General features: G+C 38.9%; 21 protein-coding genes. 5 read left to right on the top strand and 16 right to left on the bottom strand.

Going from position 1 to position 21,439, the window contains the following annotated elements; genetic code table 11:
• Window position 1: 1 nt before the first annotated feature.
• From HWQ49_RS08010 to HWQ49_RS07985, 6 genes are all read right to left on the bottom strand, one after another.
• Complete coding sequence (locus HWQ49_RS08010; RefSeq protein ID WP_188207082.1) at window positions 2–1,072, bottom strand: ABC transporter substrate-binding protein; 1,071 nt, start codon at window positions 1,070–1,072, stop codon at window positions 2–4.
• 161 nt (window positions 1,073–1,233) lie between these two features.
• The gene (locus HWQ49_RS08005) at window positions 1,234–2,775 is read right to left on the bottom strand and encodes a fatty acid--CoA ligase family protein (RefSeq protein WP_188207081.1); all 1,542 of its coding nucleotides are present in this window, start codon (window positions 2,773–2,775) and stop codon (window positions 1,234–1,236) included.
• 242 nt (window positions 2,776–3,017) lie between these two features.
• Complete coding sequence (locus HWQ49_RS08000; RefSeq protein WP_188207080.1) at window positions 3,018–3,212, bottom strand: YwbE family protein; 195 nt, start codon at window positions 3,210–3,212, stop codon at window positions 3,018–3,020.
• 34 nt (window positions 3,213–3,246) lie between these two features.
• Entirely contained in the window at window positions 3,247–3,777 is a 531-nt protein-coding gene (locus HWQ49_RS07995; RefSeq protein ID WP_188207079.1) for a hypothetical protein, read from the bottom strand.
• Window positions 3,778–3,812: 35 nt separating this feature from the next.
• Window positions 3,813–4,013 (bottom strand): DUF6366 family protein, encoded by a 201-nt coding sequence (locus HWQ49_RS07990; RefSeq protein WP_188207078.1) that lies wholly within the window; start codon window positions 4,011–4,013, stop codon window positions 3,813–3,815.
• Window positions 4,010–4,519 (bottom strand): hypothetical protein, encoded by a 510-nt coding sequence (locus HWQ49_RS07985; protein WP_188207077.1) that lies wholly within the window; start codon window positions 4,517–4,519, stop codon window positions 4,010–4,012. The genes HWQ49_RS07990 and HWQ49_RS07985 overlap by 4 nt, the downstream gene beginning before the upstream one ends.
• 156 nt (window positions 4,520–4,675) lie before the next feature.
• Between HWQ49_RS07985 and HWQ49_RS07980 the strand changes: the two genes are divergently transcribed.
• Window positions 4,676–5,050, top strand: a complete 375-nt coding sequence (locus HWQ49_RS07980) for a hypothetical protein (protein WP_188207076.1) — start codon at window positions 4,676–4,678, stop codon at window positions 5,048–5,050.
• Window positions 5,051–5,201: 151 nt separating this feature from the next.
• On the opposite strand, the gene ligD is transcribed toward HWQ49_RS07980, so the two are convergent.
• Window positions 5,202–6,965, bottom strand: a complete 1,764-nt coding sequence (gene ligD / locus HWQ49_RS07975; protein WP_188207075.1) for a DNA ligase D — start codon at window positions 6,963–6,965, stop codon at window positions 5,202–5,204.
• 94 nt (window positions 6,966–7,059) lie between these two features.
• Between ligD and ku the strand changes: the two genes are divergently transcribed.
• Complete coding sequence (ku, locus tag HWQ49_RS07970) at window positions 7,060–7,920, top strand: non-homologous end joining protein Ku (RefSeq protein WP_188207074.1); 861 nt, start codon at window positions 7,060–7,062, stop codon at window positions 7,918–7,920.
• A 161-nt stretch (window positions 7,921–8,081) separates the two neighbouring features.
• Here the strand turns inward: ku and HWQ49_RS07965 are convergent, their stop codons facing one another.
• Entirely contained in the window at window positions 8,082–9,086 is a 1,005-nt protein-coding gene (locus HWQ49_RS07965; protein ID WP_188207148.1) for a lipoate--protein ligase, read from the bottom strand.
• A gap of 67 nt (window positions 9,087–9,153) precedes the next feature.
• Complete coding sequence (locus HWQ49_RS07960; RefSeq protein WP_188207073.1) at window positions 9,154–9,891, bottom strand: MBL fold metallo-hydrolase; 738 nt, start codon at window positions 9,889–9,891, stop codon at window positions 9,154–9,156.
• Window positions 9,892–10,010: 119 nt separating this feature from the next.
• Between HWQ49_RS07960 and yhfH the strand changes: the two genes are divergently transcribed.
• Complete coding sequence (yhfH, locus tag HWQ49_RS07955; RefSeq protein ID WP_188207072.1) at window positions 10,011–10,139, top strand: protein YhfH; 129 nt, start codon at window positions 10,011–10,013, stop codon at window positions 10,137–10,139.
• Window positions 10,140–10,256: 117 nt separating this feature from the next.
• On the opposite strand, the gene hemY is transcribed toward yhfH, so the two are convergent.
• The 7 genes from hemY to liaF all read right to left on the bottom strand — a co-directional run bounded on the left by hemY (window position 10,257) and on the right by liaF (window position 19,342).
• Window positions 10,257–11,648 carry a protoporphyrinogen oxidase gene (hemY, locus tag HWQ49_RS07950; protein ID WP_188207071.1) on the bottom strand — a complete coding sequence of 464 codons (1,392 nt, stop codon included), beginning with the start codon at window positions 11,646–11,648 and terminating at the stop codon, window positions 10,257–10,259.
• 6 nt (window positions 11,649–11,654) lie between these two features.
• On the bottom strand, window positions 11,655–12,584 hold the full coding sequence (gene hemH, locus HWQ49_RS07945; RefSeq protein WP_188207070.1) for a ferrochelatase: 930 nt from the start codon (window positions 12,582–12,584) through the stop codon (window positions 11,655–11,657).
• 16 nt (window positions 12,585–12,600) lie between these two features.
• Entirely contained in the window at window positions 12,601–13,635 is a 1,035-nt protein-coding gene (gene hemE / locus HWQ49_RS07940; protein ID WP_394810768.1) for a uroporphyrinogen decarboxylase, read from the bottom strand.
• 106 nt (window positions 13,636–13,741) lie between these two features.
• Complete coding sequence (locus tag HWQ49_RS07935) at window positions 13,742–15,898, bottom strand: transglycosylase domain-containing protein (protein WP_188207069.1); 2,157 nt, start codon at window positions 15,896–15,898, stop codon at window positions 13,742–13,744.
• Between the two features lie 762 nt (window positions 15,899–16,660).
• Window positions 16,661–17,296 (bottom strand): response regulator transcription factor, encoded by a 636-nt coding sequence (locus HWQ49_RS07930; RefSeq protein ID WP_317450919.1) that lies wholly within the window; start codon window positions 17,294–17,296, stop codon window positions 16,661–16,663.
• Between the two features lie 15 nt (window positions 17,297–17,311).
• Entirely contained in the window at window positions 17,312–18,349 is a 1,038-nt protein-coding gene (locus tag HWQ49_RS07925) for a sensor histidine kinase (RefSeq protein ID WP_188207068.1), read from the bottom strand.
• Window positions 18,350–18,361: 12 nt separating this feature from the next.
• Window positions 18,362–19,342: a cell wall-active antibiotics response protein LiaF gene (liaF, locus tag HWQ49_RS07920; RefSeq protein WP_188207067.1), complete on the bottom strand. Its 981-nt coding sequence runs from the start codon at window positions 19,340–19,342 to the stop codon at window positions 18,362–18,364.
• 223 nt (window positions 19,343–19,565) lie between these two features.
• Between liaF and HWQ49_RS07915 the strand changes: the two genes are divergently transcribed.
• Window positions 19,566–20,000, top strand: a complete 435-nt coding sequence (locus tag HWQ49_RS07915; protein WP_188207066.1) for a ferritin-like domain-containing protein — start codon at window positions 19,566–19,568, stop codon at window positions 19,998–20,000.
• 187 nt (window positions 20,001–20,187) lie between these two features.
• On the top strand, window positions 20,188–21,357 hold the full coding sequence (locus HWQ49_RS07910) for a M20 metallopeptidase family protein (RefSeq protein WP_188207065.1): 1,170 nt from the start codon (window positions 20,188–20,190) through the stop codon (window positions 21,355–21,357).
• Window positions 21,358–21,439: the final 82 nt, after the last annotated feature.

The raw sequence follows: 21,439 nt of genomic DNA, 5'->3' as shown, positions 1-21,439 counted from the left end.
TTTACTCACCTTCTTCTTCTGTGGTTACAATCTCCGCTTGTTCTCTTAATTCATCTGTGATCTCTACACCCATTAGTTCAGCTGCTTCTTCATTGACTTCTAGAATTAGGTTTTGTGGATAAGATGCTGGGATGTCTCCTGGATTTTCGCCATCTTCTAAGATTTTAACGGCCTTTTCACCCGCTTCATAACCGATATCATAGTAATCAAACCCATAACCGGCGAAACCTCCACGTCTTACTGAATCTAGTTCACTAACAAATACAGGCATACTTTCATTTTGGCCGACAGAAATAACCGATTCTAATGCACTAACGACTGTATTATCTGTAATAATTAAGAAAACATCTGCCTGACCGACTAAAGATTCAGCAGACTGCATCACTTCTGATGATGATGAAACCGTAGCTTCATGTGTCTCTAAACCATTTTCATCTGCTACTTCATTGACTAACTCTATTTGTCTAACAGAGTTTTGTTCAGATGCATTATATATTAATCCGATTGATTCATATCCCATTTCTTCAACTAATTCCACTGCACTTGGTACCGCATCTGGGTGCATATCTGCCGTTCCTGTTACATTGCCACCTGGTTGATCCATTGTATCCACGAGACCTGCACCTTCTGGATCTGTTACTGATGTAAACACAATCGGAATCTCATCTGTTTCATTTAATGCTGATTGCGTACTTGGCGTTGAGTTACCAAAGATTAAATCAACCTCATCACCAACGAACTGTTCAGCTATGAGAGACGCATTATTGTTATCACCTTGTGCTAATGATATGTCAAAATAAACACTTAGCCCGGCTTCCTCTAAAGCGTCCTGGAAGCCTTCAGTCGCCCTGTCTAAAGATGGGTGTTCAACGATTTGAGAAACACCAACAACAAAGTCAGCATTATCACGGGTCACCTCATCTTCATCTTCATCTTCCGGTTCGTCACCGTTAATTTCATCCTCTGGTTCATCACCGTTACCCTCTTCACTTCCTTCTTCAATCGCTCCAGAACCACACGCAACTAGTATGGATATCACACCAATTACCAATAACAACAATAATTTTTTCATTTTTTAGTCTCCTCCCTTTTCTACATACACGCTTTTATGCATTAAAGCCTTTCGGAATATTGCTAACCATTATATGCCTCTTGACCTAGAAAATCAACAGGTAAATCAAAAAAAGTTCCGCAGCGTCAAAACGCCACGGAACCTTGTAAACGCTTACTTTGTTAATGTGATGCCAATTGATCACGTAAGCTTCTTCGTAAAATTTTTCCGGTTGTATTTTTAGGAAGTTCGTCTAGGAAGTTGATTTCATTTGGAATTTTATACTTGGCCAGTTTATCTTGGCAAACTTTTAACAACTCATTTTCTGTCAGGAAATCATCATTCGAAACGACAAAGGCAACTACGGCTTCGCCTAAGTTAGCATCAGGCACCCCAATAACTGCTACCTCTGTAATACTCTCGTGGCTATAAAGGACTTCTTCTACTTCTCGTGGATAAACATTGTAACCACCGACTAAAATAAGGTCCTTTTTACGATCTACAATATAGAAATAACCTTCTTCATCCTGACGCGCCATATCACCTGTATAAAGCCAGCCATCTTTAATGGTCGCTTGTGTTTCTTCAGGCATTTTATAATAACCCTTCATCACATTAGGTCCACGTACAACCAGTTCACCAACTTCACCGGTAGGTAATTCTTCGCCATGTTCATTGACAACTTTATTTTCAACATTAACAATATTAGTCCCGATCGAGCCTGCTTTACGGGGGCGATCTAAAGGATTGAAACATGTTACAGGAGATGCTTCTGATAAACCGTAGCCTTCAGAAATTTGAACATCAAAATGCCGTTCAAATTGTTCCAATAACGCAACAGGCATTGAAGCCCCTCCCGAGATACATAGGCGTATCCTTGAGAAATCCTTCTCCTCTTCTTTAGGATATTGAAGTAAATAGTTATACATGGTTGGTACACCGGCAAAAACCGTTGATTCATAATCCTTCGCAATTTTAAATACCGCTTCTGGAGAGAATTTCGGGACGATTAAAACCGTCGAACCATTGACCAACGGAGCATTTAAAGCGACTGTTAAACAAAAAACATGGAACATTGGCAAAGCTGCTATAACTCGGTCATTTTCATTGATATCTAAATACTCAGCGACATCCTTCGCATTCGAGTACAGGTTTTGGTGCGTTAACATTGCACCCTTTGGCTTACCAGTTGTGCCAGACGTATATAAAATGACAGCTGTATCATCGTCATTTAACGTCGGACGTTCAAACTCTAAGCTTCCATCCTGTATGAGTTTCGTAAATGAATAGGACTGGTTTTGTAACGTCGACTCATGTTCTTGTGATTGTCGGGTGGTTTCTCCGACAATGTAATGCTGAACATCAGGAATCATTGATGCCATTTGCTCAAACTTTTCCATGAGAATATCTAGCGTGATTATCCCTTTCACATCACCATTATTGACTATGTAAGCAATCTCATCTGCTGTATAAATTGGGTTAATCGGAATCACTGTTAACCCTAAACGCATCGCACCGTAAAGACCAATCACAAAATGTGGTGTATTCCCAACCACAAGCGCGATATGATCCCCCTTCTCATAACCAAGCGATTTTAGACTTGAAGCAAATTTAGTTACCGACCCTTCTAATGTTTGATAATCTGTTTCTTCCCCATTAAACACATAAGCTGGCTTCATCAAATGTTCTTGAGCTGTTAACGACAACTGATCACTTAAATTCATCTAACAACCTCCTCCCTAATAATGAAAACCCTTACAATTAAGAATTGAATGAATAATCATTCATTTAATTGTCTGAATTTAATTATAAATTAAATATTAGAGAAGAGCAAATCCTTTAAATTAACTATATTTCCTGGATTTTAACCGTATTTTGCTTTAATTAACCGTAAATTTAAAATTTTAACTGTATTTTCGAGAAATTAACCGTAAATCTGAGAATTTAACTGTATCCATAAACTAAGTCACTCTATAATATGCTTCACACGTCCAACCTGCCCATCTTCTAAACGCACTTTAATCCCATGAGGGTGATGAGACGATTTCGTTAAAATATCTTTAACGATCCCACGCGTTAACCTACCTGTACGCTGATCTTTCTTTAACACGATCTCTACTTCTATCCCTATTTTAATGTGACTTCTCTGTTGTCCTGACATCATAACCATTCCTTTACTTATTGATACAATCCTATTATTCCAATGGCTTAACCAAATACTCCGCCATTAATTGATTCGTGATTCTAAGCGCCTCCTCCCTACTATGAGCTGGACCCGCAATAACTTGGCCGTCTTCCCCTTTCCAGGTGCCGCCATTTTCAGTTTGTTCAAGAATGGTGATCATGAACTCACTGAAATCATCGTTCACACAAAGTGTTCCATAAGTCTCAATTCGATCATTTCCAATATAATCGATCGTTTCACTGTTTTTACAAATCCCATCATCAAAAACAAGCTCCAATTCATCGTCTCGCGCATCTGTCCCTGGCATCACATGATCATCAATCGCAATTGTTCCTACAAACGTTAAATTGCGAAACAAGCTTTTCTTCAGTTCACCATTAAACTCGACGGTTACTGGTTCCTCATAATCGGCGTTTTCCTCACCCAACTGATACCAGACCCCATCAAACGATTGATCAATCTGCTGAGACGTACTTGTTAAAGAAATTATTAAGACGCCTATTAATAACAGCAAAGCTATAACAACATATGGCCTTTTCATAAAATAAATCCTTTCTGTTTAGCCATTTATCTACATCAATTTAAAAAAGAATAAACAATAAAACCAACAATCATAATCAAAATTAAAATCCCGGTACCTTTCCAGCCTAGTGCACCCACGAGATCAACTAAACTCCCTGATTTAGCTCGGTGGAAGCTATCACCTACATTGCTCGAAGAATTCTTTAAATCCCTTTGTCTTAATCTCTCCCTACGTTCTTCTGGCGATTCCTTCATGATTTCTCCTCCTTATCCGATTCAAAATATGCTTCAACTTGTCTCTCTAATTCTTCAGTCATCCTCTCAACATCCGGCCTGAACTGTTCAGCTACTTCTTTAGGAAAAATCTCTTTAATATCATCTTGGTTATAGCTTCCATCCCTAGGAATTCGATGATCTACAATCCGATAATCTTGATCAACTCTATTAAAAATAATCGCAACTGGTAGTGATGCCCCACTTAAATGTTCTAAGTCCTGATTATACTCGCCACACACGGACCAAACGTAATGATACAAATCCTCATCATCTTCAAAAACCCCATATGAGTGATCAGTACAAAAGACTTTATGATCAAAAGATGAAGAAGCAACCTCTTCTGCTAGATACTCAGTTGTTAGCCCTTCAATTATTTCACGATCTGGTTCTGGTAAATCAGCTTGATCAACTCTGTTGTTATATTCATCACCACAAGCAACTAAGAGCAACGTAAAAAGCAAAAAAAGCAAGATACGAACCAACATAGATCAACTCCTACCATACGAAACTATTTCCATTTATCATACCATAATATAAAGACTTTTTGATTGACTTTTCTGACTTATCTTTCCTGTTACTAACGATTATGTTAACTTAAGTGTAGTGATTCTACTGACTTATAAGTAAGGAGTTCATATGTCATGAGATACGTTGCTTTGTTACTGCTAATTTCTCTATTAACAGGGTGTAATAATGGTCCAAAAGAAGAAGACATTCAAAGCCTACTAGCACCAACACCTGACACGTTTAGCCTTTACGTTATTGTTGAAGAACAAGAAGATAGAGAAAACCGTGATTTCGATTTAAAACAAATTCTAAGTGAAGAAAGCCTGGATGTGACCGCGCATGGTGATGGTGTATGGGGAGTGGATAGTGGATTGTTAGAAGTATTTGATATAGAGGAATATCCAACCTTTCTTATTTTTAATCAAGAGGAATTTTTATTACAAACGACTAATGTTGATGAAGTTGATCAATTCTTATCGTCAAATGACCCTTGGGATACACTTGAATAGCAAAAAATCCAGCACTTATCATAATCATAATCTGGCTAGCAGTTTACCCACCTTCTCTTAGCCTTGTGGCAGACGGAAGTGAAGTCTTGGCGACGGGCGACGGGTTATGGTTAGCGATCGGACAGGAACTTTTCCAAAGAATAAAATCATGCTAAGCATTAAAAAACGGACACCCCTTCTCTTTTAACCTCTTAGGAATGATATCCATCGTAAAGTCTCTAGGGTCTAAAGACTCGTTCAATTCATCCCAAAACAATGGTGTGGCAACCGTTCCTTCTTTCGTTGCCCTCGGAGAATATGGTGCAATAATCGTTTTGCCAGGTGCATGTTGAATATAATCTAAATAAAGTTTATTACCTCGATTTTTCTTTAAACGTTCAATCGTAAACGACTCTGGGTATTTTTCAACTAAAACCTTCGCGACTGCTTCCATGAATTCACGTGTATCATCAAAGGTCATGTCTTCTTCTAATGGAATATGCAGCTGCAATCCTGTCTTCCCTGATGTTTTTACATTCACTCGAAATCCTTGATGCTCACACATTTCCTTAATTAATTGTGCAGCTAAAACGGCTAAAGGGAATTGCTTCAGAGTCGGAGGATCTAAATCAAACACCATCTCATCTGGCAAATTGGAATCAATCCGTTGAAAAGGTACATGATACTCAATCGCCGCATGATTCCCAAACCAAAGTAGGGTCTGTAAATCCTGACAAACAATATCCTCTTCATCATCTTCACCTGGTACAGTTTGGATAAACTCAGGTGCATAATCAGGTAGGTGCTTTTGATAAAAGGAATGCTCATCAATCCCATCTGGAAAACGAATCATCGTTAAGCGCTTATTTTTTAACCTTGGTAGTAGTAATGGTGCGACCTCGCGCAGATACAAGACAAAATCGCGTTTATTAAAATCAGGAAACAAATATTTATCTGGTTTGGAAATCTCAATAGAATTCGGTAACTGCCCTAACCCTTCACGTACTGCTTCATACGTACAATCTTTTGGTTCTAAATCAAAACGAAACTGCTGAAACACAGGCTCACGCAGTTCACGGTCTTTCGCTTCTAAACAATTCACTTCCACACAAACGCTCGGAGGAATTTCCCATGTATTAGCGTCTACTTTCCCCCCATTCTCCTTGACAAACTTCCTAAGCGTTGCCTTTTGTTCATCATCAAAACCATGCTTTAATTTACCTAGTAGTATGATGTCATCGCCCCTATAAATTGACACATCATAATAGTCATTTTCCATATTCCATGTGGTAAGAAAGCCTGTCACTGTACGCCAGTTCTTCACCTTTTGCCACTTAGTTGTTCTCTTCCCATTAGTGATTTTTGATCGCTGATTTTTCGCAACTAGTCCCTCACCTTGGTGTAAAAATACATCCTTCCATGCTTGGTCTTCTCTAACGTATTGGTCAACTAAATGGATCCGTTGTGAGGGATCGGTCAACTCCCATTCCATCTCTTTGAAAAATTGCTCCAACTGTTCACGTCGTTTATGTAATAGCTGATTTTCGATATTTTTCCCCTTTAACTGTAAACCATCAAAAATCACTAACGTAGCAGGACGATGATGACTCAACTTATCAACACCTTCATTCGATTTCGTCCTCCCTCGCTTTTGAATCATCGAAAAGTTAGCACGTAACCTCGTTTCCAACACTACTAACTCCCCATCAAGGAACAACGGTAAATACGGCTTAGCTTCCTCAGCATGTTCCTCACACCACTCCACAATCTCAGGAAATTGTGGAGTCAAATCTGTTCCATTACGACTCCACAGCTTGACTGCATCTTCGTTCCACTCCAAGCCACAACGAAACCCATCATACTTCACCTCATAAACCCAATCCTCACCCTTTGGAATGTCTTCCACAAGAGTTGGTAGCATTGGCTTCCACATCATTAACCACCCCTCCAAATCTAGGCTTATTTTTAACGTTTTAGTGCATTTTTATCAATAAAAAGAGAAATGATAACCATTAAAGGAGTTGATCGTCATGCATACGATGTGGAAGGGAACGATAAGCTTTGGCCTTGTGAACATCCCGGTCAAACTACATTCAGCAACTGAAAACAAAGATATTAAACTTCGAAACCTGCACAAAGAGTGCCAATCACCTGTACAATATGAGAAGACATGTCCTGTCTGTGATAAAGAAGTCACGAACGATGATATTGTCAAAGGATTTGAATACACGAAAAATAAATTCGTCATTTTAGAAGATGAGGATTTAGAACAATTGAAAGAAGCAAAAGACGATAAATCCGTTGAAATCGTTGACTTTGTTAAGCTTGAGGAAATTGATCCAATCTATTTTGACCGAAGCTACTACCTATCCCCTAATGACGGTGGTGGTAAGGCATATTCATTACTACGTCAAGCCCTTGAAGAAACAGGGAAAATTGGTCTGGCTAAGATTACGATCCGTTCAAAAGAACATTTAGCAGTCGTACGGATTTACAAAAACACCCTCGTCATGGAAACCATTCACTATCCAGATGAAGTACGTGCCGTTGGCGAAGTGCCCAATGTTCCTGAAGAAGATAACATCGTTGAAAAAGAGCTAGAAACAGCCAAGATGCTAATTGATCAGTTAACCACCGAATTCGAACCAGAAAAATATACTGATGAATATCGAACTGCACTATTAGATTTAATTGAGCAAAAAAAAGAAGGCAAGGAAGTCGCAACTGCCAAAGAACCAGAAAAACCAGACAACGTCACCGACCTTATGGAAGCTTTGGAAAAGTCGCTTAATAAAACGAAGAAAGGAAAAGGTGGCACAAGGAAGAAAAAGACAACAACCGGTCAAAAGAAAAAGACGACTGCTTCCACTCAGAAAAAGAAAAGTGGTTAATAATTACCGGATTCTCACTTTTATTATTAAAAAACTCGACAGTTAACGCTGTCGAGTTCTTACCCATTTCCGCTTTGATACCCTAAATCATTCACACAGCACCCAAGGGACACATCCATTCAAATTACCCCCAAAAGCATTCTTAGCTTATGGGGGGGCTATTAATAGATTAATGACAAGAAATCTTCATCTTCTAGTTTTCCTAAATAGTGTTGAAGATCAACGTCTTTTAACGCTTCCTTGATTGCTTCACGTTCATATCTTACACCTTTTAACTTATCCTCTACATCTGTTACTTCTCCGATACCAAAAAAGTCCCCATAAATGGTCACATCCTGAATAATGCCTTTTTTCACATCTAAGCGAACGTCGTAAGAACCAACACCCTCAATACGCTTTGAGTGTTGGATGTTAAAAGCTGGTGAACGGCCATAATTCCAGTCCCACTTTTGATAACGTGATTCTGAGATCTCATAAATCTTCTTCCAGTCATCTTCTGTTAACTCATAGCGTGGGACATCTTTCACATCTTCCACATCAAAAATGTATCTTAATAAAATTTCTTTAAACTCGTCCATTGTGATTTGCTCATCCAAGAACTCTGAAATATTCGCCACCCGACTACGGATTGATTTAATTCCTTTTGAACGGATCTTCTCCGACTTCACACGTAGTGATTGAATGACATTTTCAACTTCTGAATCAAACATTAATGTTCCGTGGCTGAACATACGACCTTTCGTTGTGAACTGGGCATTACCAGAGATTTTACGTCCTTCAACAGTAATATCATTTCGTCCAGATAACTCTGCATTCACTCCTAATTTTTGAAGCGCATCAACTACAGGCTGTGTAAATTTCTTAAAGTTGCTAAAGTTATTTCCTTCATCCTTAGCTAAAAAGCTAAAATTCAAGTTCCCTAAATCATGGTAAACCGCACCACCACCAGACAAACGACGGACGACTTTAATATGATTAGCATCAACATAATCTGTGTTAATCTCTTCAATAGTGTTTTGATTCTTACCAATGATAATTGATGGGCCATTTACATAAAACAATAAGTATTGCTGATCATCATCGATATTTAAATGCTTAAGTGCATATTCTTCAATGGCTAGATTTATTTGTGGGTCAGTTATTCCCTCATTATCAATAAAATACAACATAATAATTGCCCCCTCTTCAACCTCTATTTAAAGTATAAACAAACTCTAACTGCATTCCAAACGATTACTCCCCGGTCGACCAAGTCAATCCTTCATGTGCCAATTTTATCTCACCTGTAAATAACGATTTCGCTTCTGTAACTAAACTTTGCTGTTCACCAAAGTGGGGTAAATGTGTCAACCAAAGCTCACCAACACTGGCCTCACGCGCAACTCGACCACACTCTTCACTTGTCATATGACCAGCTTTTGAACCATCCATCCCTTGGTAAAAACTACTCTCTGCAATTAAGAGATCCACACCTTTAGTAAAACCAATTAGTTCTGGGAAAAATGCTGTATCCGCTGTATAAACCAAGCTGTTCTCACCATTTGTAATACGCATGGCATAGCATGTCTTTGGATGCTTCGTTTTTAGAAATGAGAACGTAAATGGACCAATCGTTAAATCTTCACCTACTTGATAAGCTTCTCCTTTTGTTGCCACATGATTAAGTAAATCAAAATTGGTTTCACCGTCATTTGCCGCATAAATGGGAACATTATTTTTCTTCCCATTCAGCTGCTGATTCACTAAACAAAAATACTGAAAGGAACCTAAATCCGCCACATGATCATGATGAAAATGCGATAGGATAACTGCATCAATTTCATCCAAAGATGTATATTGTTGTAGGCGTGAAAGTGCACCACTCCCTAAATCAATCACCACTTTAAACCCGTTTTGTTCTAGTAAGTAACATGAAGTCGCGCTTTCCACCTCCGGATAAGCACCCCAATAACCAATCACTGTCATCTTCATATAGGACTTACCTCCCAATTTTATTCTATAACAGATTTAAACTTAACAAAACTGTATTAGTACAGTATATTAATAGTAAGAAGTTTTCTTAAAATTCAACCTTTAAGGAGGGCTTACCCGTGTTGACGTCACCTGTCCAATTCTTTCGCAAATTACCCAAAAAGCAATGCGCTGTTTGTAAACAGAATATTAACGAGCAAGCCGATTGCTATACAAACAAATGCGAAAAATGCATGACTGTCCTATAACAAATAAAATCAACCTCTTAGTTAAGCTAAAAGTTTAACCACATATATGACTCCACGTATGACTTGTAAAAAAAGTGCTCTAATAAACTAGAGCACTTTTTCCTTGATCGAAAACAATCATGAATTTGATTCAACAATCTTATTAACGGCTGCGATTGCTTGGTTCATACAGTCCGGTAAGCCAACACCACGATAAGCGTTACCCGCAAGGAAAACGTTAGGCAAGTGCTCACTTAGTTTCTGTTCTAGCTGATCCAAACGTTGCAAGTGTCCAACTGTATACTGTGGCATCGCATCAAACCATCGTGTCACTAACTTGAACTTTGGCTCTTGATCAATCGTCATGATTTTCTTCAAATCATCCATCACCAGTTTGGAAATCTCATCGTCTGATAACTCTAGCACCTCTTCATCATCTGGCTTTCCAACATAAGCTCGCATTAGTACGGAACCATCCGGTGTTGTGTGTGGCCACTTCTTATGAGTCCAGGTACAAGCTGTAATTCGATAATTTTCTTTTCGAGACACAACGAAACCAGTACCATCTGGGAGATTTTTTATCGCATCTTGATCAAAAGCCATCGCTACATTCGCAACCGATGTATTTTTGGTCACTGAAAGTTCGTGCATAAAGTCGTACTGACTAAAGATTTTCTTTGTCACATGATGTGGTGTTGTGGCAATCACATAATCCGCTTCTAACACATCATCTTGACCATTGATATGAACGTGGTACCTGTCACCACGTTTTTCGATATGAGTGACGTCTGTTGATGTTAACAACTTAGAATCAGTTAATGCCTGTTCTAAACCGTCAACTAAAGTTTCGAGGCCACCTTTTAAAGTTAAAAACATCCCTTGTTTTTTTCCTGACGTTTGCTTCTTAGGTGTTGATTTTTGTAACCCACGAATTAAGCTACGGTGCTTTTGTTCCATCTTCAAGAAATGTGGAAAAGTCGCATTTAAGCTTAGTTGATCAATATCACCTGCATAAATCCCCGAGATCAATGGGTGGATTAGGCGATCAACCACTTCATCTCCTAATCGACGGCGAAAAAAGTGACCAACAGAAATATCGCCATCAACTTCTGTCTTGCCTTTAGTTAAATCCTGTAATGCAGCAAGTTTACCTTTCCAAGTAAACAACGTTGAAACTGCAAACGGTTTAATCTCTGTCGGAACTCCCATAACCCCACCTTTTGGAATTGCGTGAAGACGGTCTTGAGATAAAATATAAGATCTCCCAGTAGAGTTACGTACTAGCTGATCAGCCATTCCTAAATCTTCGACTAACTGTTTCGCAGTTGTTTTACGCTCTAGAAATGAATCAGGTCCACGTTCAATGGTAAAACCATCACGTTTCTCCGTTTTTATTTTTCCGCCTAGGTGGTCTGATTTTTCAACTAAGGTCACCTCGGTATTCATATCACTCGTTTGTAAGTAATAAGCAGCAGTGAGACCGGTGATTCCCCCACCAATAATTACTACTTGCTTGCGTTCGTCACTCATCTTCGACTACCCCTTCAACGTATCTAATACTACCTTTGATAACGTTTTGATAAATTTCGGATGAGAATTAGGCATTTCCGGACGGTAGTAAGATGCCTGAATGTCATCACAAACTTCTTTACATTCAATGTCATTATCGTAAAGTACTTCTAAGTGGTCAGAAACAAATCCTACTGGTGCATAAACGAACGTTGAATAGCCTTTTTGTTCAAATAAATCACGTGTTAAGTCTTGAACATCGGGACCTAACCAAGGTTCAGGCGTGTTTCCTTCACTTTGCCAGCCTATTTCGTAGTCGGTAATTCCTGCTTGTTCAGCAATTAAGTCGGCCGTTCTTTGTAATTGTTCCGGATATGGATCACCGTCTTGGATAATCTTCTCAGGTAAGCTATGTGCTGAAACAATTAAGCAAGCGTTCTCTCGCTCTTCTTCTGTCATCGTGCCATACACCTTGTTAACTTGCTCAACCCAGTACTCAATAAAGCCTGGCTCATCATACCAATCCACAACAGATTTTAAGTTAATACCGTGTTTTTTAGCTTCCTCTTGAGCACGTCCGTTATATGATTTAATACTGAATGTTGAGTAGTGTGGTGCTAGTACGATGCTCACTGCTTCATTTATACCGTCTTTCGCCATTTCTTCAACGGCATCCTCAATAAATGGGTCAATGTGCTTCAAACCTAAGTAAAGTTTAAATTCCACGTCATCTTGCTCTTCATTTAATTTTGCCTCAAGCGATTCGCCTTGTTCTCTAGTGATTCGTGCCAATGGTGAAATCCCACCAATCGCTTCATAACGACTACGTAAATCTTCAATCATTTCATCTGTTGGTCGATTCCCTCTGCGAATATGTGTGTAATAACGCTCTAAATCCTCATCCTTGTAAGGCGTTCCATAAGCCATAACAAGTAGTCCTACTTTTTTCTGTGTCATCCTTTTTCAACCTCTCTTACTTTGAAGTATAATCATGGACAAACGCCGCTAATCGCTTCAGTGTATCTGGTTGGATTTCAGGAAATACGCCGTGTCCTAAGTTAAACACATAACCTTCTTGGTCTTTTCCTTGATCTAAGATTTCTTTCGTTCGTTTTTCAATAACGTCCCAATCAGCTAGCAAAATTGCTGGATCAAGATTCCCCTGTAAGGAACGATTGATGCCCATACTTCTAGCATCATTAATCGATGTACGCCAATCCAAACCGACTGTTGAAACTGGAAGGTCATTGAACTCGAGTAGTAAATGATTGGCTCCAATTCCAAACAAAATCGTCGGCACACCCTCTTCGTTTAAGGCGTTAAAGATTTTTTGCATAACTGGCTTAATAAAAATTCGATAGTCTGCTGCACTAACCGCTCCAACCCAGGAATCAAAGATCTGAATTGCTTTAGCACCTGCATTAATTTGTGCTTTTGTATAAGTAATAATCATATCACCAAGCTTGTCCATTAAAGCAAACCAAGTCTCGGAATCCCCATACATCATCGCCTTAGTTTTATTGTATTGCTTCGAAGGCCCTCCTTCAATCATATAGCTTGCTAAGGTGAAAGGAGCTCCACTAAACCCTATTAAAGGAACGTTTAACTTCTCTTCTGTTAAAATTTTAATCGTTTCTAAAACATAAGGAACATCTTCTTCTGGGTTTAGCTCACCTAACTTATCCACATCTGCTTTGGTTTTGATGGCATTGCCAATAACCGGACCAACACCTGCTTTAATCTCAACGTCGACACCCATAGCCGGTAAAGGAGACATGATGTCCTTATAGAGAATAGCTGCATCTGTTTGGTAGTTAACAACTGGCAGTTCTGTGACATAAGCACATAGCTCAGGTTGATGCGTAATCTCAAATAAAGAGTATTTCTCTTTTAATTTTCGATACTCAGGTTGTGAACGCCCAGCCTGACGCATGAACCATAACGGTGTGTAGTCCGTTTTTTCTCCTTGATAAGCTTTCAAAATCGTATCATTAAACTGTGTCATCAAATTCTCACCCTTCGTCATTCCATCTGCATTCAATATATAGGAAAATACAGCTACTGTATAGTCATAGATAGGAATTGTCATGAATTTGTCTAACTCTTTTTACCCATTAAAACGCTGAGTCTTTATTCGACGATTCCCCTTCCACGTCATTCAAAGGATTAACTGGAACAACATAATAGGAAGGGTTATCAAACATACGTATTTGTCGTATTTGATAACTTCCTACTCCCGTTACGGTATCTAAATAATCGACTTTACCATCAATTTCTCGGTAGATATGATACTTCACCCGTTCATCCTTAGAAGCTGTCCAGTTCAATTCAACATGTAAACCATCTCTAAATCCTAGTGAAACATCAGCACTTAAATCATGAATAACAGGTAATTGTACAGGTGGCTCTAGATCATTTACATGTTCTGGCTTTTCAAAGTTTGCTTGAAAGTCCTTGGTATCATCCAACTTAGCTAAGATCGATTCAGCTAAAGCGTTCGCCGTTCGACTTCCCGCTGTTAAATAATGATCCTCATCACTAATATCGTAGCCAATCCAAGATGCCATCACATATTCTGTATTAAACCCGACAAACCAAGCATCACGAATTCCGTTACTTTGTTGTGGGTGCTGTGTCGTCCCTGTCTTACCTGCCAAATCTTTTTGATATTTACCAACTTGAGCGGTTCCATCTGTGACAACCGCTTGCAGCATTCGTGTTAAATACCAAGAAGTCTGGCTAGAGAATAGTCGTTCAATCGGATGATTCGGTCCTTCTAAAATGTCACCTTGACGATCCTCAACCTCAATAACCGCATAAGGTTCGATAAACCTTCCCTCATTATAAAATGCTCGATATAAACTAGTTAATTCAAGAGGACTTAGCCCTTCACTTAATCCTCCTAAAGCAACAGATAAACCATCATCTGGGAGTTCAACCCCCACTTCTTTCATATATTCAAGCCCTTGACTTACACCGATTTCATTTAATAAGGCTACTGCTGTTGTATTCTTTGATACCCTTAAAGCATCATACATCGTGACTTCACCTTCATAAACATCATCAATATTATGAGGACTATAGCCATCATAATCAATGATTTCATCAGGGAGTATAGAGTAAGGGTGGTAATCACTTTCCTCTAAAGCAGGTCCATAAACGGCAAGTGGTTTAATCGTTGAACCAGGTTGTCTACGCACATCAATCCGGTTCAGATCCCCTTGCTGATAATTCCGGCCACCAATTGCCGCTCGTATGAGTCCAGTCGTTTGATCAAGAATAACTGTTGCCCCCTCGATGTTATCTTTAGAACCTTGGAAGTATTCGTCCTTTTGCATTTCCTGATATGCAATTTCCTGAGCTTCTTGGTCAAGTCCAACAGTTATTAAATAACCACCCGTATAAATTTCTTCTCGAGTCAGATGATAATCCTCTTCAAGCTCCTCTAGAACAACATCGACATAGCTGCTTAACCACGGGCTCTCTTTACTCTCACCCATCTCTAATCCTAAGGTTTTACCACGTTCGTGTCTCATCGTCTCAGCATCAAGCATACCAACATCATACATTCTACTTAAAACCACATTACGTCTTTCTAGAGCTCTTTCCTCATCAACCGTAGGGGAGTAATAATTCGGTGCTTTCGGTAAAGCTGCTAATAACGCCCCTTCAGATATGGATAACTCCGCTACCGATTTTGAATAAAAAGTTTGAGCTGCTTCCTCAATCCCATAAACACCATTTCCAAAATAAATTTCATTTAAATAATACTCCAATATTTCATCCTTTGAACGGTGTCTTTCTAAATAAATAGCACCCATTACTTCCTTCGTTTTCCGTAACCAAGATTTATCATTAGTGAGTGAGGTATTCTTAACAAGCTGTTGGGTAATGGTACTAGCCCCCTCAGCCTTACTCCAACTCGTCACATCACGATAAATTGCCCGGGTAACCGACCAAAAGTCGACACCACTATGTTCATAAAACCGGTGATCTTCAATAGCTAAAAAAGCATCAATCACATGCTCCGGGACCTGCTCAATCGGTACATATGTTCTATTTTTATCATAAAGTTTAATAATCTCGTCTCCATCTTCCGTTTGTAATATGGTCGACTCCGAAAATACAAAGTGCTGGTCATCTACGACAAAGCGACCACCAAGTAAAATGAACATGAACCCTAAAAAGCTTAAACCAACTAAAACTATTAAACTATAGACAATCCATCTCCATTGTTTAAAGGTTTCATTTATATATTTCCTAACGGCCATCCTGCCACCTCGTTATTGTTAATTAGATTAACCTTCATTATAGTATAGCTGATAATTTTCGACAAAAAATTCACCTTTAAGTGAATGAACCACATGAGGTAGTTGTGTAGGACGTAGATGATAGATCATTTTGAGCCACTTAACACTTCTCATGTAAGGATGGTAAGTTGGGGGTTGAATTTGATTGATTAAATGAGGATTGAGTGATTTTATTAATGGATAAGTGGAGTTATTGAGGAATGAGTGAATTAATTGATGAATTACTTCCTATAATTGTTGAATGCTGCTAATTTATTGATGAATTCGCATGATGAAGGACTTTGTGCATTCAAGGAATTCTAACTATTCGTTCGTGGTGCATCATTCAGCGTTCTGCCCATCTCATCCGTCCGTCACGGGGCTTCATCCGACTGTCGGCCCATCTCGTCCGTCCGTCACGGGACCCCATCCGACTCTCAGACCTTCTCATCCGTCCGTCACCGTGCTCCATCCGACTCTCAGACCTTCTCATCCGTCCGTCACGGGGCCCCATCCGACTCTCAGACCTTCTCGTCCGTCCGTCAGGGGCTCCATCCGACTGTCAGACCTTCTCATCCGTCCGTCACGGGGCCCCATCCGACTCTCAGACCTTCTCGTCCGTCCGTCACGGTGCTCCATCCGACTGTCGCGTACCGAAAATTCGACGCTTCCACTCCGTTCCAACAGTCGCCACCTCCTATAACATAAAAAAGGATTCATGAGTCACTTCATGAATCCTCCAAGTTATTTCATTAACCCTTTTTGATGCGCATAAACAGCTGCTTGTGTCCGGTCTTGAACTTCTAATTTATGGAGAACGTTACTGACATGCGTTTTCACCGTTTTGATTCCAATGAACAGCTTTTCACTAATTTCTGCGTTTGTCAATCCGTTACCAATACATATCAATACTTCTAATTCTCTTTCAGTGAGCTCCTCATGAGGTAATCGCTCAGGTGTACGAATACGTGACATCATCTTTCCGGCTACCTTAGGTTCAATGACATTCTCACCATTCGCTGCTTTTTTTACCGCTGCGGCAATTTCATCAGCCGACGAAGTTTTCAACATATAACTAAATGCACCTGCTTCTAATGCTGGAAATACTTTCTCATCGTCATAAAAACTAGTTAAAATGATAATCTTACAATCCGGTAACTGATTCGTAATCTTCTCAGTCGCTTCAATACCTGTGCCATTTTCCATCATCAAATCCATTAATACCACATCAGGTTTTTCTTTTAAAACTAACTCCACACCTTGATTTCCACTAGACGCTTCACCAACTACGTCAATACTTTCCTCTGTCATGAGATAAGTCTTAATCCCCTTACGAACGACATCATGATCATCAACAATGACCAGTTTAATCGTATTCACAGTTATCCTCCACCTTTACTTTGGAATCCGCATATCCAAATACGTTCCTTCCCCCTGTTTAGATTTAATTCGGAAAGTACCACCAATTTCTTCACATCGTTCTTTCATGGTACGTAAGCCATAAGAAGCTCCACGGTCCAGTTGTTGATTGACATCAAAACCTTCCCCATCATCACTTATATAAATATAAATATTATCCTTTTCTTTAATTCTTAAGACTATGTTAGAAGCGTTCGCATGACGTAATATATTTGACAAGGCTTCTTGAACCATCCGAAAGATATGTTCCTCTTTAGCTTGTGACAAATCAATTGATTCTTCTATATCTAGATGAAATTCGACATGGCATCTTTTCTTTAATTCTTCAATTAATCGTTGAATTCCTTCTTCTAAAGTTTCGCCTGATAAGTGAACAGGTCTTAAATGTAGTAATAATGCCCTCATTTCATTTTGAGCCTGTAAAGACATACTGGCGATTTCTTCAACTTGCTCCTTGGCTTGTTTAGGATGTTGATCAATAATTTTGGCTGTAGCTTCAGACATCATTGTTAAGGCAAACAATTGCTGACTAACTGCATCATGTAAATCACGTGCTAGCCTTTGTCTTTCCTCAATCGTCGCAGCCATATGTGCTTGCTTGGCAAACTCAGATTTTTCTTCCGCTAAACGCTCTAATGATTTCACCTGACCTTTTAACTTTCTTGCTAAGTCATTCAGTTCCGTACCGAGCGTATCTAATTCATCGTTGTGATCCTTCAAAATTAATTTCGCACCATATTTGCCTTCTGACAAAGTAGAAATATAGATAGAGTAAGCATGTAATCGGTCTTTAAATTCTCCACCCTTTTTATACATCACTAGTAGACCAACAGGCGTCATCACCAATGCCATTGTCCCTAAAAATAGAAAAATGCCTTCAATTGTTAACCACTCAGGCTGAATAACCGAATACGTAAAAAATAATACAAGCGAAATCAATAACAAAGAGAAATAAATCATATACAAATTCATTCTAATAAATTGATATCTAATACTTTGTAATCTTTTTAACACGACGAATCGCTCCTAAACGGATAAGATTTGAATGTCACCAATCTGGTAGCTAGCATAAATATTTAATTTGCGAGTTGCTTGATCATACCCTTCTGACTCATAACTAACGGCATTATTAAAGCCAGATCCGACCTCCTCAAAGATTCTAACCTCACCGATATTCACTCGCCCATAAATTTTCACAGCTACATGTTCAGGGACTTTCACCACTAAATCAGCAATATATCCCTTTAATGTAATGAACGACTCCTCATCCGGAATATATCCCTTGGAAAAATCGATATATACATCACCGACAACAGACCATAAATCCATTGACTCGACTTCCCAATTATCCTTAGACAAATTAATATCAGATACAAAGTGCTTTCCCGTATCGATATGATATTTATATTTGCCTGTTCGTTGTTTTGAGTGTTTCTTACGCTCACTTTTTTTATCTTCATCAGCTTCATTGTTGGAGTAAGAATCGTTAAATGAACTATCCTTCTCACTTACTGAATCAGTGAGATCTTCAACAACATCGTTAACCCCTTTGACGACATCATCAACTTCATCAACGACATCGTCAACAACCTCTTCGACCCATTGATCAGAAGTTCTTGATTTATTATTTTTTTTAATAGATTCTTCATTGGTTACCACTTGAACCGAAACCATTTTTTTGCCAAACAAAATCTTAGCACCTATATAGATTAAAATAATTGGCCAGAGCTTCCATACATCAGCAAACGTAAAATCATAGACCCCAAAGTTCCCTAACCATAGCAATATACCAAAGACAATTAAGAAGAGACCAAATAACCAACTTCCACTCTTATCTCGTCTGAAATAATTAACAAATAACAAAAAGCCTAACACCACAAAAATAACCGGCCATGAATCCCAAACAACACTCGATATTTCCACGGAAATAATTTGGAGATTTTGTAGAATAATCGTAAAGCCGATAATTATTAACAATACGGCAAATAACCATTTAAAGAATCTCACCCTACACCACACCTTTTAGTTGACTGGTTAATTTTTACAAATGCAATTTTGATTCTTATTACAATTGAATTAATTCTATCATACCTATTACACTAAAACGCCGTAACATACTATAGAATGTTTTTAACTCAGACTAGAGACCGAGAGAATAAAACCAGCTTGTTTAACAAAAAATAAAACGGGTATGCAATCTATGTAAGTTAAAATGAAAGGGTGGATAAACATGGATCAGAAATTACAAGAATTAATTGATGGCCTAAACGAAGATCTATCTCATGAGTACGGTGCAATTATTATGTACACGTATAACGCCTCGGTAGTCTCCGGTTTGTACAGACAAGTCCTTAAACCATTTTTTGAAGGCGAAGTGGAGGATGAGGCTTCACATGCCCTTTACTTATCAGATAAAATTAAAACACTAGGTGGTACACCAACAACGACGCCAGCAAAAGTGGAGCAATTAACAGATGTTAAAGACATTCTAGAGGCCACACTAAAAGCAGAAACAGACACCATTAATCGCTACGAAAAGCGAAAAGAACAGGCAGAGGAACTTGGCTATACTGAACTTGCTGTTAAACTAGATGACATGATTGCTGATGAAACTCACCATAAAGAAGATATTGAAAAATTACTAGAGGACCCAAGTTTTAAATAATCATCTGAGCAAAAGGATGGGACAAACGTGTGTTTTGCTAAAGATTGATCCGAACGTCTTTAGCAATATATCACTTAATTATGTTCCATCCTCTTTTTTTATGCCAAAGTAGCGCTTACCTCTGGACTATTTCAGCAAAAATTCTGTTATAATAGAATAATTAATATATTAAAGGGGGAAGCGAAGAATGTGGGAAAAACTCTATAAAAAAATCGATGGTCTCTATGACAAGATGGTTGCCGACAGACGTTATCTTCATCAGCACCCAGAATTGTCCTTTGAAGAAAAAGAAACAGCTAAATTCATTACTAATCGCTACGACGAATTAGGCATTCCATACAAGAGTAACATCGGTGGGTATGGCGTAGTTGCAACTTTAGAAGGTGGTAAGTCCGGAAAGACAGTCGCTTTACGTGCTGACTTTGACGCCCTACCGATCCAGGAAGAAAATGATGTTCCTTACAAATCAAAAGTCGACGGTAAGATGCACGCATGTGGTCATGATGGTCACACCGCATCATTATTAGCTGTTGCCGAAGCAGCTTTAGAATTTAAAGATGAACTACCTGGTAAATTAGTTTTCTTACATCAACCAGCTGAAGAATACGCTCCAGGTGGCGCTAAACCAATGATTGAAGATGGTGGATTAGAAGGTGTTGACGCCGTATTTGGGACTCATTTATGGTCTAACACTAAACTAAATAAAATTGAAACAACTAAAGGTCCATTCATGGCTGGTGCTGATCGCTTTACCATTATCTTTAAAGGAAAAGGCGGGCACGGAGCTATGCCTCAACAGACAAAAGATCCTGTTGTCATGGCTGGTCAAGCTATCGTTGAATTACAACAAGTCGTCAGCCGTCGCATTAATCCATTACAGCCAGCTGTTCTTACGATCGGAATCATTGAAGGTGGAAATGCCTTTAATGTGATTCCAGATACAACAAAACTAACGGGTACGGTAAGAATCTTAGATAAAGAGGTTCAAGATCTTGTTATTGAGGAAATGCATAAAGTTCTAAAAGGCATTTCGACTAGCTACGATGCGGAATATGAACTTGATTATATTAAAGGTTATCCACCTGTCGTTAACCATGACAAGGAAGCCAACTTCTATTTAGAAGAAGGGGAGCAAATCCCAGGTGTCACAGATATTGAACAGGTAGATCCGGTTATGGGTGGTGAAGACTTCGCCTATTACTTAGAAGAACGACCTGGTGCATTTTTCTTTACAGGAGCACAAATTGAAGGACACGCTTATCCACATCACCATCCGAAGTTTGACATCGATGAGCGCGCTTTACCAACAGCGGCCAAAGCATTAATTCATGGCTATAAAAAATTCCAAGAAAGCTAATAGATCACAATCCTATTAACTATCACATCAAAAAGCCCCTCAAAGGCAAACAGATATGTGTTTGATCTGTCTACTTTGAGGG

The sequence above is a fragment of the Alkalibacillus aidingensis genome, assembly GCF_014595945.1.
Taxonomy (GTDB): domain Bacteria; phylum Bacillota; class Bacilli; order Bacillales; family Alkalibacillaceae; genus Alkalibacillus; species Alkalibacillus aidingensis.
This window is presented reverse-complemented; position numbering and strand designations above follow the sequence as displayed.